The organism is Variovorax sp. YR750, from assembly GCF_900109805.1.
GTDB classification, from domain to species: Bacteria; Pseudomonadota; Gammaproteobacteria; order Burkholderiales; family Burkholderiaceae_C; genus Variovorax; species Variovorax gossypii.
The window spans coordinates 46,497-59,884 of sequence record NZ_FOBJ01000024.1; the positions used below are offsets into that span (position 1 = coordinate 46,497).

Genomic DNA, 13,388 nt, shown 5'->3' on the forward strand with positions numbered 1-13,388 from the left:
GTGCATTGACGCCCGAGCACCACGTGCACGGCAACTGGGAGTCTCTCGATCGCCCAAGAGAGATGGCGTCGATTGAGTTCCCGCGGTGCTCTCTACGTCGTCTACTTCCGCGCTTTCTCGATTTCCGCCATCAACTCCTTGACGGTGGCTTCGCCCACGGACGCCGAGTACTTGTCAATCACCGGCCTGACCTTGGCGCGCAGCTTGGCCATTTCTTCCGGAGGCAGTTCCGAGACGGTCATGCCTGCTTTTTTCAGCGCGTCAAGCGCACTGTCGGCGGCGCCACGCGAGGCCTGGCGCTGGAACGCCGTCGCTTCGGCCGAGGCTTCGGTGAGGATCTTCTTCTCCTCGGCGCTCATGCCATCCCATGTCTTCTTGCTGACCAGCAGCGCCTGCGGGTTGTAGATGTGCCGGGTCTGGGTGATGTGCTTTTGCACCTCGGCGAACTTGGACGACAGGATGGTGGTGTTCGGGTTCTCCTGCCCGTCGACTGCCTTCTGCTCGAGGGCTGAATACAGCTCCGGGAACGGCAGCGGCGTGGCGTTGGCGCCCAGCGCGCCGAACATGTCGATGTAGATCGGCGACTGGATCACGCGGATCTTCAGGCCCGCGATGTCGTCCGCCTTGGTGATCGGCCGCTTGCTGTTGGTGAGGTTGCGAAAACCCAGGTCCCAGTAGCCCAACCCGTGCAGGCCCTTATCCTCCAGCTTGGCCATCAGCTTCTGACCGAAGGGGCCGTCAGTGACCGCATCGGCCTCCTTGCCGCTGTTGAACAGGAACGGAAAGTCGTAGGCCGCGAACTCCTTCACCTGCGCCGAGAGGATGCCCGCGTTCAGCACCGTGAGCTCGACCGTGCCGCCCTGCAGCGCCGACACGGTCTGCAGGTCACCGCCGAGCACGCCACCCGCGAACAGCTTGACGGCGATCTTGCCGCCCGACTTGGCGGCGACCAGATCGGCGAACTTCTGCGCGCCCTGTGCCTGGGGGTGACCGGTCTGGTTCTGGAACGCGAACTTGAGCGTGCGCTCCTTGACCTGTGCGACCGCACCTGGCGCGGCAAGAACAGCCGTGGCGGCCACAGCGGCCAGCAACAGCTTGCGAATCGGATTCTTCTTCATGGCAGTTGTCTCCTGGTGATGCAAGTCAGGCTCTCTTCTTGAACAGCGCCGAACCGCCGCTGGCGCGTGCGACCTCCTCGGCCGCACCGAGCAGTGCCGGCCCCAGTGCCTCCATGCGCTGCGGCGTCAGCCTGACCGCGGGCCCCGCGATCGTGACCACGCCGATCACCGCGCCGTTGACGGAGAAGACGGGGGCGGCCATGGCGGTCATTCCCGGTGCAAAGACCTCGTTGATCATGCTGAACCCACGCTGGCGAGCCGCCTTCACGTAGACCATCACCGCCTTGAGCGTGGTGGGTGCCTTCGGGCCGAAGTCCTCCGGCTTGCCCAGCCCCTTCTTGGCCACCAGGGCCATCGCATCGTCCTCGCTCATCGTCGAGAGCCAGGCATGTCCCGCGGCGCTGCACGACAGCATGACCGACAGACCCATGTCCGGGTCGTAGCGCAGCCCGTGGGTGGCCCCTTGCGCCTTGGCCACGAAAGTCAGGTCTTCGCCGTCGACCACCGCCAGGCGCACCAGCTCGCCCGATGTGGCGGCAAGCTGGTCCAGCAGCGGCTGGGCCACATCCACGATGCCTGAATTGCTCAGGAACGACAGGCCGACGGAGACGAGCTTGATGGTCAGCACATAGTGGCCGTCGGCCAGGTTCTGCCGCACGTAGCCACAGCGAATCAGCTCCGTCAGCAGTCGGTGCGATGCGCTCAGGGGGATCTTCAGTTCACTGGCCACCGTGGACAGTGCAACGCCCTGCGGGTGTTCCGCCAGATATTCCAACACTTTGAAGCTGCGTCCCAGCATCTCGCTCATTTCATGTCTCCCGGTTCAACCGCGGCTGCTCGTCTTCCGCGACGTTGTCACTCTATCAGATCGCGGGAAGGGATTTCCATAATGGAAAGATTTTCCGGAAAACTCAGAATCGCGGCAATCAGTCCTTTCTGCCTTCCTCTGGAGACCTCAGTGAAACTTCTTCGTACGCTTGCCGCCGCCGGCCTGTGCATCGGCCTTGTCGCCCCGACCTGGGCCCAGCAGGAACGGGTGATCCGCTTCGGCCATCTCAACAATGCGGACCATCCGGTGAGCTTCGGCGTGAAGCGCTTCGCCGAACTGCTCGCGGCCAAGAGCAGCGGCAAGATGAAGGTGCAGGAGTTCCCGGCCTCCCAGCTCGGCAACGAGATGCAGCAGCAGTCCGCACTGCAAGGCGGGGTGCAGCAGATGTCGGCGCCGGCCACCACGTCGCTCGCGGGCATCGTCAAGGAGTTCGGCCTCGTCGACTTTCCCTTCTCCGTCAGCAGCTTCGCCCAGGCCGACGCCCTGCTCGACGGCCCCCTGGGCCAGGCCCTCATCGCCAAGCTGCCCGACAAAGGCCTCGTGGCCCTCGGCTACTGGGACCTGGGCTTTCGCAACGTCACCAACAGCAAGCGCCCCATCGGCAAGCCCGAGGACCTCGAGGGCCTGAAGATCCGCGTCATCCCCAACCCCGTGTTCCTGGAGACCTTCAAGGCCTTCAAGGCCAACCCGGTGCCGATGCCGTTCGCCGAGCTCTACGGCGCCCTCGAATCCAAGGCGGTCGACGGCCAGGAGAACCCGTATTCGGTGATCCTGTCGAACAAGTTCTTCGAGGTGCAGAAGTTCGTCAGCGCGACGAACCACGTGTACGCCGCCAACATCGTGCTCGTCAGCAAGAAATTCTGGGACTCGCTGTCCCCCGCCGAGCAGAAGATGATGCACGAGGCCGCCGACGAGGCGCGCGGCTACCAGCGCCAGGTCAGCCGCGCGGCGGCCCAGAAGGCCGTCGGTGAACTGCAGGCCAAGGGTGCCCAGTTCAACGAGGTGAGCGCAGCCGAGCAGGTGCGCATGCGCGAGATCGCCAAGCCCGCGATCGACAAGTTCGCGGCCCAGTACGACCCCGCCATCGTCAAGCTCTACAACGACGAACTCGCCCGCATCCGCAAACAATGACCGCGTCGACCACGCCAGAAGCCACCTCCATGAAGATCCTCGTCCTCCACGGCCCCAACCTGAACCTGTTCGGGCGCCGCGAACCCCACATCTACGGCAGGACCACGCTCGCCGAGATCAATGCCCGGCTGCAGGCGCTGGCCGGCGAACTCGACGTGACGCTGGAGACCCTCCAGTCGAACCATGAAGGCGACCTGATCGACTTCCTGCATGCGCACATCGACGACGCGCAGGGCGCGCTGGTCAATCCCGCAGGACTCACGCAGCACGGTGTGCCGCTGCACGATGCGATCAAGGCCATGCCGTTCCCGACCATCGAGGTGCACATGTCCAACATCGCCGCGCGTGAAACCTGGCGCGCCCACTCGATCATCTCGCCGGCGGTCAAGGGCACGATCCAGGGGCTGGGCCCGCAGTCGTACCTGGCCGCCCTGCGCGCGCTGGTGGAGATGCACAGGCAGACCGAAGCGCAGGCCGCCGCATGAGCCACTGGATCGACCGGTGCTGCCGCGGCATCGAGGCACTGATCGCGGCCGCGCTCGCGGTGATGGTCGTACTCGTTTTCGGCAACGTCGTGCTGCGCTACGGCTTCAACTCCGGCATCACCGTGTCTGAGGAAGTCTCGCGCTGGCTCTTCATCTGGATGACCTTTCTGGGCGCCGTGGTCGCCCTGAAGGAGCACGGGCATCTGGGCGTGGACATGGTGGTGCAGAAGCTGCCGCCCCTGGGCAAGAAGGTCTGCCTGGCCGTCGGGCACGTCGTCATGCTCTACATCGTCTGGCTGCTCTTCCAGGGCAGCGTCGCGCAGGCGCGCATCAACTGGGACGTGACCGCGCCCGTCACCGGCGCATCGATGGCCATCGTCTATGCCTCGGGCGTGGTCTTCTCGGTGCTCGCCGGCCTGATCCTCGCGCTCGACCTGCTGCGCCTGCTGACCGGGCGCATCGCCGAGAGCGAGCTCGTGATGGTCCAGGAGTCGGAGGAAGCCGTGCAGCTCCAGCAGATCCTCGGCGCGAAGGACGACGCGCAGGGAGTACGCCGATGACCATCCTCGTCTTCGTGGGCACCCTGCTGCTGGCCATGGCGATGGGCATTCCCATCGCGTTCTCGCTGCTCGCCAGCGGCGTGGCGCTGATGTGGCACCTCGACCTGTTCGACGCACAGATCCTGGCGCAGAACGTGATCGGCGGCGCCGACAGCTTCCCGCTGCTGGCCGTCCCCTTCTTCATGCTCGCCGGCGAGATCATGAACGTGGGCGGCCTGTCCAAGCGCATCGTCGACTTTGCGCTCGCGCTGGTCGGCCACGTGAAGGGCGGCCTGGGCTACGTGACCATCATGGCCGGCTGCCTGCTGTCGGCGCTCTCCGGCTCGGCCGTGGCCGACGCCGCCGCGCTCACCGCGCTGCTGCTGCCGATGATGGTGAGCGCGGGGCACGACAAGGCACGTGCGGGCGGTCTCATCGCGGCCACCGGCGTGATCGGCCCGGTGATCCCCCCGAGCATCGGCCTCGTGATCTTCGGCGTGGCCGCCAACGTGTCAATCTCCAAGCTGTTCCTCGCGGCGATCGTTCCCGGCCTGCTCATCGGCGGCGCCCTGTGGATCACCTGGGCATGGCTCGTGCGGCGCGAGAAGATCGTTCCGCCGCCGCGCAAGTCCTCGGCCGAGATCGTTTCGGCCTTCCGCAAGGCACTGTGGGCGCTCATGCTGCCCGTGATCATCCTCGTGGGCCTGCGCATGGGCGTGTTCACGCCGACCGAAGCGGCCGTGGTGGCTGCCGCCTACGCGCTTTTCGTGTCGACGGTGGTGTACCGGGAAATCACGTGGAAGGATCTCTACGGCATCTTCGTGAGCGCGGCCAAGACCAGCGCCATCGTGATGTTCCTGATCGCCGCGGCCATGGTGAGCGCCTGGCTCATCACCGTGGCCGACCTGCCATCAAAGGTCGTCGGCCTGCTGCAGCCCTTCATGGGCAACCCGGTCCTGCTGATGGCAGCGATCATGGTGCTCGTCATGGTCGTGGGCACGGCGATGGACATGACGCCGACCATCCTGATCCTCACGCCGGTGCTGATGCCGATCGTCAAGGCCGCCGGGATCGATCCCGTGTACTTCGGCGTGCTGTTCATCATCAACAACTCGATCGGACTGGTCACCCCGCCGGTGGGCACGGTACTGAACGTGGTGGCCGGCGTCGGGAAGATCTCGATGGACGATGTCACGCGCGGCGTGGTGCCCTTCATGATCGCCGAGTTCGCGATCCTGTTCGTGATGGTCGCGTTCCCGCAGTTGGTCATCGCGCCCGCGCGATGGTTCGGGGGCTGAGGCGGTGGCGATGTCCAGCTCTCCCGGCCCGCGGTGGCGTGGCCGCGTCGGCCTCTGGGTGCTCGCGCTCCTGACACAGTTGCCGGCGGCTGCGCAGGATCCCGAGCGCGAGGTGCTGCCCGAGCAGCGCCAGGCGCTGGCTTTCGTCTCGCCCACGGGCCTGACCCCGCTGGGCGGCAAGCTGATCTTCAGCGCCTTCCACGTCGAAACCGGCCAGGAGCTGTGGATCACGGACGGCACCCGTGCCGGCACAGCGATGCTGAAGGACATCCGCCCGGGCTTCCGGGGCGCCTTCCCCGCCGGCCAGACGGCGTTCAAGGGCCACGTCTATACCGCGGCCACCGATGGCGTGCACGGCATCGAGCTCTGGCGCACCGACGGCACCGCCGCGGGAACCTCCCTCGTGGTCGACCTGCAGCCGGGCGAGGAAGGCGCGCTGCCGAGCGAGCTGACGGTGTTTCGCGATGCGCTGTACTTCACGGCCAATGACGGGCGTTCGGGATTCCAGTTGTGGAAGACATCGGGCACCGCGCCCACTACGGTGCGCGTGTCCTCGATCGACGCCGGCCCGCGCGCGGTGGCACGCCAGCTCACGGTGGCCGGGCAGCGTCTGTTCTTCACCGCGACCACGCGCGAGCACGGTCACGAACTCTGGGTCAGCGAAGGCACGCCCGAGAGCACGCGCATGGTGAAGGACATCCGGCCCGGCCCCGAGGATGCTGGCATCCAGAACCTGACGGCGGCAGGTGATGATCTCTACTTCACCGCCCACGACGGCGTGCACGGCATCGAGCTGTGGAAAAGCGACGGCACCGCGCGCGGCACGCGCATGGTGAAGGATCTTCGGCCCGGTTCCGAGCCCTCCCGACCGATGCACCTGACCGCGGTCAGCCGCACCCTGTACTTCGCGGCCGACGACGGCGTGCATGGCCTCGAGCTCTGGAAGACCGACGGCACCGAGCGCGGAACGACGCTGGTGAAGGACATCCGCCCGGGGCCGTCGGGCGCCATCTCGAGTCCGATCGCGGCGATGGGCGGCCGGCTCTACTTCGCCGCGACCGACGGCGCCTCGGGCGCGGAACTCTGGCGCAGCGACGGGACCGCGGCAGGGACCGTGCTGGTCAGGGACATCGCTCCAGGTGCGGACAACGGGTCGCCCGCACGCTTCTCGGTCACCGGCTCCCGCCTCTGGTTCTCCGCCAACGGCGGCAGCGCCACCGGCGTCGAGCCCTGGACCAGCGACGGCACACCAGCCGGCACGCACGCCGTCGCGGATATCGCGCATGGCGCGCGCCATGCGATGCCCCAGGGCTTCCGCCGCCTGGGCAGTTCGGTGCTCTTCGTCGCCGACGACGGCAACGGCAACGAACGCCTCTGGGCGCGTCGCAAGGACGCCCGGGTGGCCCTGATCGGCGACCCGCTCAGCCAGCGCCTGCGCTGATCCGCATGTCCGCCACGGGCCCGCAGGCACCGCCGAAGGCCTGCGTGACCGCGTAGTCGTACAACGCCTGTCGCATGGCTGCCGCGAGGGCCGGGTGCGTGGGGTCGTGGCCGGCGCCCGGCACCCACCGCAGGATGGCCCGCCCCTGCAATGCGAGCGCCAGTGCCTGGGCGCCCTGCGGCGGGCACAGGAGGTCCTGCGTGCCATGCACGATCAGCGTGGGAACCGCGGGCAGTGCAGCGCAGCGCTGAAGGAGCGTGGGCGCACGCAGCCAGCATCCGTGTCTCAGGTAGTGGCTCTGCACGCGGTAACGCCGCACCAGTTGCTGCAGCGTCGCGTCGTCGGGCCGCGGTGCAGGCTTTCCCGTGGCCATGCGTTGCTCCCACCCGGACCACAGCCCTGCCATCCGGCACTGATGCTCCGGGCTTCCATGCGCGAAGACCTCCGCGACCACGTCCGTGATCGGACATCGCCGCCGCCGCGCCTCGTTCCACAGGATGCGCCATTCCGGGTCGCCGTGGCGCACGGCCAGCGCGAAGACATCGTGGATGTCGCTGGCACGCGCAAGGAACACATTCCTGAGCAGCAGGCCTGCGACGGCGCCGGGCTGGTCCAGCGCATGCGCCAACGCCAGCGTGGCGCCCCAGGAGCCGCCCACCACCAGCCACCGGTCGATCCGAAGGTGAGCGCGCAGGCGCCGCAGGTCGTCCAGCAGGTCGGCGAGCGTGTTGGCCGCGATCGCGCCCGCGGGCGTGCTGCGCCCCGCCCCGCGCTGGTCGGGGCAGATGATGCGGTAGCGCGACGGATCGAATCCGCGGCGCAGCACAGGCGAACTGCCCGAGCCCGGTCCGCCGTGGAGCACCAGCGCCGGCAGGCCCGCCGGGTCGCCATGCTCCTCGACATGCATGACATGTCCGCCGCCCAGCGGCAGCCGGTGGATGGTCGGCCGAGGACCCACTGTCACGCGCGGGCCGCGTCAGGCCTGCGCCTGGGCATTGGCGTCCGTGCGGAAGACCAGGTCGCCCGATCGCCGGGCGCCCGGTACGAAACGGATCGGCGCACCGCCGATGTCGCGCACATCCGCCGCGGCCGCGACCATGGCCTGGACCTCCGCGTGCCGCGGACTCTTCGGGCAGACCGGGTCCGTGGCAGTGGCATCGCCGGTCAGCAGGAAGGCCTGACAGCGGCAGCCACCATGGTCCTTTTCCCGGTCGTCGCAGCTTGCGCAGGTGCTGCTCATCCAGCCGGTGCCGCGGTAGGCGCGGAAGGCCGGACTGTCGTGCCAGATGCTGCCGATGGTGTGCTCGCGAACGCTGGGGAAATCCAGCCCGGGCAGCATCCGCGCACTGTGGCAGGGCAATGCCACGCCGTCGGGCGCCACCACCAAAAATACGCTGCCCCAGCCGGCCATGCAGGGCTTGGGCTTCGCCTCGGCATAGTCGGGCACCACCCAGAGGATCTTCATGCGCCCCGCCAGACGCGGCCGGTGCGCCTCGACCACCGCTTCCGCGGTCGCCAGCGCCGCGCGGCTGGGCATCAGCATCTCGCGGTTGCGCCATGCCCAGCCGTAGTACTGCACATTGGCCAGCTCCAGAAAATCCGCCTCCATGGATTCGGCCATCTCGATGATGCGGCCGACGTGCGGCAGGTTGTAGCGGTGCATCACGCAGTTCAGCACCATCGGATAGCCCAGGTCCTTGATCGTGCGGGCCACGCGCTGCTTGAGGTCGAAGGTGCGCGTCGAACTCAGGAAGTCGTTCAGCTCGCGGCTGGAGTCCTGGAACGACAGCTGGATGTGATCGAGACCGGCCTTCTTCAGCGCCTGGGCGCGCTGCGGCGCGAGGCCCACGCCCGAGGTGATCAGGTTGGTGTAGAAGCCGAGTTCGTGCGCTGCCGCGACGAGCTCCTCGAGGTCCTCGCGCACCAGCGGCTCACCGCCCGAGAACCCCAGCTGGACGGCCCCCATGGCGCGTGCCTCGCGGAAGACGCGAACCCATTCGTGCGTGCCGAGTTCGTTGCCGTAGCGCGTGTAGTCCACGGGGTTCGAGCAGAAGGCGCAGTGCAGCGGACAGCGATAGGTCAGCTCCGCGAGCAGCCACAGCGGCGGTTTCACAGCGGCAACGCGGCGGCGCTCACCGGATCCAGTGGCGTCCACGGGCCTGCTCCAGGAACTCGAGCACGTCGGCACGCAGATCCGGTTCGCCGAAGGTGCTCTCCAGATCGGCCACGAGCGCCGCGACCGAGGTCTTGCCATCGCAGCGCTTCAGGATTTCCGCCGCCGGCTGGTTCAGCCTGATCATGCCCTCGGGAAACAGCAGCACATGGCACTGCTGGGCCTCTTCCCACTGCATCCTGTAGATCGTGCCAAGTGCCGGCTGTGCGCTGTCGGTCCATGCGCTCATGGCTGCTGCTCCTTCGGAAGATGATCGGGATAGGCCTTCTCGATCGCGTCGAGCATGGCCCAGAGGATGTCCAGCTTGAAGCCCAGGATCTGCAGGGCACGGACCTGTCGTTCGCGCGTGGTGCACCACTGCATCGCCACTTCCAGGCCATGCTCGACATCACGGTCGGCCAGCGGGATGCGGCTGCGGAAATAGTCCAAGCCCGAGGTGTCGATCCACGGATAGTGCGTGGGCCAGCCCGCGAGCCGGTCCTTGTGGATGCGCGGCGCGAACATCTCGGTCAGCGAGGAGATCACGGCCTCCTGCCAAGGCGCCGTGCGCGCGAAGTTGACGTAGGCATCGACGGCGAAGCGCACGCCGGGCAGGACGAGCGCGTGCGACTCCAGCACATCGCGGCGCAGGCCGGTCGCGAGGCCCAGGCGGGTCCATATCTCGATGCCGCCGGCGTGGGCGCCTTCGTGGTCGCCGTGCCCGTCGTGGTCGAGCATCCTCACCACCCAGCGCCTGCGCGTCGCGCGATCGTCGCAGTTGGAGAGGATCGCCGCGTCCTTCACGGGAATGCGGCACTGATAGTAGAACCGGTTCGCCACCCAGCCCCGGACCTGGAAGGGTTGCAGTTCGCCGGCGTTGAGCCGCCGGTTGAACGGATGGTGGCTGTGGTAGCGCGACTCCATCGCGCGCAGCTGCGACTCGAAGACCTGCGGCGGCCAGGGCTCCTGCCGCATCTGTTGTTGCTGGTGCGTCACGCGTCAGATCTCCAGTTCCATGCCGTCGAAGGCCACCTCGATGCCGCGGCGCACGAGCTCGGCGCGCTCCGGCCCGTCTTCGTCGAGGATCGGGTTGCTGTTGTTGATGTGGATGAGCACTTTCCTGCGAGCGGCGCAGGCGTCCAGCGCCCTCAGCATGCCCGGCCCGTGCGGTCCGTCGCACTGCGGCAGGTGGCCCATGTCGGCGGCGTGCTTCTTGCCGAGGCCCGCCGCGACCATCTCGTCCTCGCTCCAGAAGGTGCCGTCGACCAGCACGGTGTCGCAGCCGTCGAGGCACCGGCGCTCGGCCTCGCCGACCCGTGCGAGGCCCGGTGCATAGAGCACGCGCCTGCCACTGGCCGGGTCTTCGATCAGCACGGCCGCGTTGTCGCTTCGCGCCTCGGCCTGCCGGCGCGGCGAGTAAGGGGGCGCCTTGCCGGGCACCGGCACCGCCTGCAGCCGCAGGCCGGCGATCTCGTGCCACGCACCGCCGCCGGGCTCGAGCGGCATCGGGTGCCAGTTCACGCCGCTGTAGCTTTCGAGCGCCTTGAGCAACGGCAGGCTGCCGGTGAGGTCTTCATGGGATTCGGGCGTGCAGTAGAGCTGCAGCCGGGATCCCTCGCGCAGGCTCAGAAGCCCCGCGACATGGTCGATCTGCGAATCCATCAGCACCACGGCCTCGATCGCGGAATCGCGCAGGCCATGGCGAGGCCACAGCACCGGCGAGGCGCGCAACTGCGCGCCGATGTCGGGTGACGCGTTCAGAAGCACCCAGCGTTCGCCGTCGGCCGACACGGCCATCGAACTCTGCGTGCGAGGCAGGGCCCTGACCTGCCCGGTTCGCTGGCCGGCGCACAGGCGGCAGTTGCAATTCCATTGAGGGAAGCCACCGCCCGCTCCCGAACCAAGAACCAGAATCTTCATGGGGCACAAGAAAAAGACGGCACCGGCGCGAAGCCGGTGCCGTCGGGGGCCGCGCTCAGCGCGCGGAGATGTACATCGTGATCTCGAAGCCGAAACGCAGCTCTTCGAACTCAGGCTTGCACCATTTCATCGCATTGCTCCTTCAGTGGTTGGGGGCTAGGAAACGGAATCAGTACACGACGATCTTGCCCGTCGGGCGCGGGCTATGACAGTCGTTGTAGAAGTATTCGCCCGGCGTGTCAAAGGTGTGGGTCGCGGACTGGCCCGGAGCCAGCCTGAAGTCGAACCTGCCTTCGAAGAACTGCGTGGCGCAGTGCGTGTTCGCATTGGTCCCCGGATTGGTGAAGGTCACGGTGGTGTTCGCCGGCACGCGCATGAAGGTCGGCGTCATGGCATTCACGGCCGTCGATTCGGTGGCGCCCGGCTCATTCGCAGCGGTCTGCACACGCGCCAGGAACACCGTGTTGGGCGTCGGCAATGCAGCGCCCTCCACCGCCGAACCCGACACCGGCCGGCGCACGACGGGCGGCACCGGTGTGGGCGCGGGCGCGACGGAGCCTCCGACCTTGAAGGCCCACAGCCGGTCGCCGCGCGGTGCCGAATCGCCGTACGGGATGCCCGTGCCGCCCGAGAACACCGAGATGTACTGCTCGCCATCGATCTCGTAGGAGACCGGGCTGGCACTGATCGCGGCGCCAGTCTGGAAGCGCCACAGTTCGCTGCCGTCATGCGCATCCAGGGCCAGCAGGTTGCCGTCGGGCTGGCCGATGAACAGCAGGTCGGAGGCCGTGCTCAGGATGCCGTTGCCGTGCGCCAGCGAATACGGCATCTGCTTCTTCCACTTCACGAGGTTGGTGCTCGGATCGACCGCCACGACCGCACCGGTCATGTAGGTGCCCGGCGGACGCAGGCCGTTGCTCGATTCGGTCAGCGAGTGCGCCGCCGACACGTAGCCCATGCCCGTGTAGACCAGGCCCGTGCGCTGGCTGAAGGACTGGTGGTTCCAGTTGGCACCGCCGCCATGTCCCGGAATGGACAGGATCGGCACGTCCCAGTGCGCGTCGTAGAGGCAGCCCTTCACGTAGTTCGGGACCGCGCGGTTGGGGTCGCCGGGGATCGCCGTGCCCAGCGGCTGGTCCACGATGCAGGTCTCGGTCCAGGCGCCCTGGCGCGGCAAGGGCTGGGTGGGCCAGCTGGCCTGGCGGGCGTCCTGCTTCACGGGCACTTCGTCGATGCCCAGCGGCGCGCTGCCGTCCTTGCGATCGAGGATGTAGTACATGCCCGTCTTGCTGCCGTAGATCACGACCTTGCGGTCCTTCCCGTCGATCTTGACGTCGGCGAGCACGGGAGACATCACGTTGTCCATGTCCCAGATGTCGTGGTGCACGGACTGGAAGTGCCACTTGTACTCGCCGGTCTTGAGGTCGAGCGCAACGATCGAATTGGCGAAGAGATTCAGGCCGGGGCGCGTGGAGCCGTTCTGCGACGAACCGCCGCGCACGTTGCCGAAGGTCCAGTAGACCAGGCCCAGTTCGGGATCCACCGCGGGGTGGATCCACGGCGTCGCGCCAGTGCGCTCGGATTCGGCCGCGCCGCCCCAGGTGTCGTAGCCGATCTCGCCGGCGCGCGGCACGCCCCAGAAAGAGGTCAGCACCTTGCCCGTCAGCGCATCGGCGGAGAACGCGGCGCCGCGGTTGCCGTCGTTGGTGCCGAGGTAGAGCCGCTTGTCGTGATAGACGAGCGCCACCTTCTGCAGCGCGCCCTGGTAGTCGGGATCGGTGGTGCTGCTCGGGTACTGCTTGATCCAGGCGATGGCGCCGGTGTCCGTCCTGAGCGCCACCAGGCGGTTGCCGGTGGCGACGGTGAAGACCAGGCCCAGGTCCTTCGCGACGGCCACCCCGCGGCGGGTGATGGCGCCGTAGGGCGTGGTCCACTTCCATTTCGTGAGGCCTGTCTTGCCGTCCACCGCGATCACGTTGCCCAGCGCGGACTCGATGTAGAGCACGCCGTCGACGACCACGGTCGTGCTCTGGTTGGTGCCGGTGGTCATGCCGCCCTCGATCTGGTTGACCCAGGCGCCGCCCAGCTGGCCGACCAGGCCCTTGTTGATCTTGCGCAGGCTGGAGTAGTTCTGGTTGCCCAGATTGCCGCCCACCTTGGGGAAGTCCTTGTCGCCGGCCGTGCAGCAGTCGGACAGGTCGGCCGCGGGCGCGGCGGCCGCAGGCGGCGATGCCGCTGGCGGCGCGCTCGATGCCGGCGGTGGCGCGGGGGCCGGGCTGATGGGCAGCACCGGCGCACTGCCGCCGCTCGAGCCGCCGCAGGCGCCGATCAACAAGGGGGATGCGAGCACGCCGCAGGAAACCAGCAGCGTGACCAATGATCTCTGTTTCATGGATGTCTCTACCTGGTGAAGTTGGGAAACGGATGCGCGCGAGGCCGCACGCACCGCAGGCTGGGCGCGTTGCGCGAAGCCGG

Annotated in this window: 14 protein-coding genes; 5 read left to right on the forward strand and 9 right to left on the reverse strand. The window is 67.7% G+C overall.

The window, feature by feature from the left end; translation table 11 throughout:
• Positions 1–101 precede the first annotated feature (101 nt).
• Positions 102–1,118: a TRAP transporter substrate-binding protein gene (locus BMY35_RS34840; RefSeq protein WP_093209359.1), complete on the reverse strand. Its 1,017-nt coding sequence runs from the start codon at positions 1,116–1,118 to the stop codon at positions 102–104.
• A 25-nt stretch (positions 1,119–1,143) separates the two neighbouring features.
• Entirely contained in the window at positions 1,144–1,926 is a 783-nt protein-coding gene (locus BMY35_RS34845) for an IclR family transcriptional regulator (protein WP_093209360.1), read from the reverse strand.
• Between the two features lie 150 nt (positions 1,927–2,076).
• Here BMY35_RS34845 and BMY35_RS34850 point away from each other — a divergent pair, with 150 nt between their 5' ends.
• Genes BMY35_RS34850 through BMY35_RS34870 form a run of 5 tightly spaced genes read left to right on the forward strand, consistent with a single transcriptional unit; the run spans position 2,077 to position 6,841 of the window.
• A complete protein-coding gene (locus tag BMY35_RS34850) occupies positions 2,077–3,078 on the forward strand; it encodes a TRAP transporter substrate-binding protein (protein ID WP_093209362.1) in 1,002 nt (333 codons plus the stop codon).
• 29 nt (positions 3,079–3,107) lie between these two features.
• Positions 3,108–3,563 carry a type II 3-dehydroquinate dehydratase gene (locus BMY35_RS34855; protein WP_093209363.1) on the forward strand — a complete coding sequence of 152 codons (456 nt, stop codon included), beginning with the start codon at positions 3,108–3,110 and terminating at the stop codon, positions 3,561–3,563.
• Positions 3,560–4,123, forward strand: coding sequence for a TRAP transporter small permease (locus BMY35_RS34860; protein ID WP_093178832.1), 564 nt, complete (start codon positions 3,560–3,562; stop codon positions 4,121–4,123). Before BMY35_RS34855 ends, BMY35_RS34860 begins: the two co-directional genes overlap by 4 nt.
• Positions 4,120–5,400: a TRAP transporter large permease gene (locus tag BMY35_RS34865; protein ID WP_093178834.1), complete on the forward strand. Its 1,281-nt coding sequence runs from the start codon at positions 4,120–4,122 to the stop codon at positions 5,398–5,400. The genes BMY35_RS34860 and BMY35_RS34865 overlap by 4 nt, the downstream gene beginning before the upstream one ends.
• A gap of 10 nt (positions 5,401–5,410) precedes the next feature.
• On the forward strand, positions 5,411–6,841 hold the full coding sequence (locus tag BMY35_RS34870) for an ELWxxDGT repeat protein (RefSeq protein WP_093209365.1): 1,431 nt from the start codon (positions 5,411–5,413) through the stop codon (positions 6,839–6,841).
• Here the strand turns inward: BMY35_RS34870 and BMY35_RS34875 are convergent.
• The 7 genes from BMY35_RS34875 to BMY35_RS34905 are packed head-to-tail and all read right to left on the reverse strand — an operon-like array spanning position 6,822 to position 13,305.
• Positions 6,822–7,805, reverse strand: coding sequence for an alpha/beta fold hydrolase (locus BMY35_RS34875; protein ID WP_256230476.1), 984 nt, complete (start codon positions 7,803–7,805; stop codon positions 6,822–6,824). The two genes, BMY35_RS34870 and BMY35_RS34875, sit on opposite strands and share 20 nt — an antisense overlap.
• Positions 7,806–7,817: 12 nt before the next feature.
• A complete protein-coding gene (gene pqqE, locus BMY35_RS34880) occupies positions 7,818–8,996 on the reverse strand; it encodes a pyrroloquinoline quinone biosynthesis protein PqqE (RefSeq protein ID WP_240652207.1) in 1,179 nt (392 codons plus the stop codon).
• Positions 8,974–9,243 carry a pyrroloquinoline quinone biosynthesis peptide chaperone PqqD gene (pqqD, locus tag BMY35_RS34885; RefSeq protein WP_240652208.1) on the reverse strand — a complete coding sequence of 90 codons (270 nt, stop codon included), beginning with the start codon at positions 9,241–9,243 and terminating at the stop codon, positions 8,974–8,976. Before pqqD ends, pqqE begins: the two co-directional genes overlap by 23 nt.
• On the reverse strand, positions 9,240–9,968 hold the full coding sequence (pqqC, locus tag BMY35_RS34890) for a pyrroloquinoline-quinone synthase PqqC (protein WP_093209369.1): 729 nt from the start codon (positions 9,966–9,968) through the stop codon (positions 9,240–9,242). Before pqqC ends, pqqD begins: the two co-directional genes overlap by 4 nt.
• A 24-nt stretch (positions 9,969–9,992) precedes the next feature.
• Positions 9,993–10,913, reverse strand: a complete 921-nt coding sequence (gene pqqB / locus BMY35_RS34895; RefSeq protein ID WP_093209371.1) for a pyrroloquinoline quinone biosynthesis protein PqqB — start codon at positions 10,911–10,913, stop codon at positions 9,993–9,995.
• A gap of 55 nt (positions 10,914–10,968) precedes the next feature.
• Complete coding sequence (gene pqqA / locus BMY35_RS39180; RefSeq protein WP_080898329.1) at positions 10,969–11,043, reverse strand: pyrroloquinoline quinone precursor peptide PqqA; 75 nt, start codon at positions 11,041–11,043, stop codon at positions 10,969–10,971.
• Positions 11,044–11,082: 39 nt separating this feature from the next.
• Positions 11,083–13,305, reverse strand: coding sequence for an outer membrane protein assembly factor BamB family protein (locus tag BMY35_RS34905; RefSeq protein WP_093209372.1), 2,223 nt, complete (start codon positions 13,303–13,305; stop codon positions 11,083–11,085).
• Between the last annotated feature and the right edge of the window lie 83 nt (positions 13,306–13,388).

What these genes read in the sequence shown, in the direction of transcription:
- BMY35_RS34905 (WP_093209372.1), bottom strand. Translation starts at nt 13,305, where the DNA reads ATGAAACAGAGATCATTGGTCACGCTGCTGGTTTCCTGCGGCGTGCTC.
- BMY35_RS34855 (WP_093209363.1), top strand. Translation starts at nt 3,108, where the DNA reads ATGAAGATCCTCGTCCTCCACGGCCCCAACCTGAACCTGTTCGGGCGC.
- BMY35_RS34860 (WP_093178832.1), top strand. Translation starts at nt 3,560, where the DNA reads ATGAGCCACTGGATCGACCGGTGCTGCCGCGGCATCGAGGCACTGATC.
- BMY35_RS34845 (WP_093209360.1), bottom strand. Translation starts at nt 1,926, where the DNA reads ATGAGCGAGATGCTGGGACGCAGCTTCAAAGTGTTGGAATATCTGGCG.
- BMY35_RS34870 (WP_093209365.1), top strand. Translation starts at nt 5,411, where the DNA reads ATGTCCAGCTCTCCCGGCCCGCGGTGGCGTGGCCGCGTCGGCCTCTGG.
- pqqD (WP_240652208.1), bottom strand. Translation starts at nt 9,243, where the DNA reads ATGAGCGCATGGACCGACAGCGCACAGCCGGCACTTGGCACGATCTAC.
- BMY35_RS34865 (WP_093178834.1), top strand. Translation starts at nt 4,120, where the DNA reads ATGACCATCCTCGTCTTCGTGGGCACCCTGCTGCTGGCCATGGCGATG.
- pqqC (WP_093209369.1), bottom strand. Translation starts at nt 9,968, where the DNA reads ATGCGGCAGGAGCCCTGGCCGCCGCAGGTCTTCGAGTCGCAGCTGCGC.
- pqqB (WP_093209371.1), bottom strand. Translation starts at nt 10,913, where the DNA reads ATGAAGATTCTGGTTCTTGGTTCGGGAGCGGGCGGTGGCTTCCCTCAA.
- BMY35_RS34840 (WP_093209359.1), bottom strand. Translation starts at nt 1,118, where the DNA reads ATGAAGAAGAATCCGATTCGCAAGCTGTTGCTGGCCGCTGTGGCCGCC.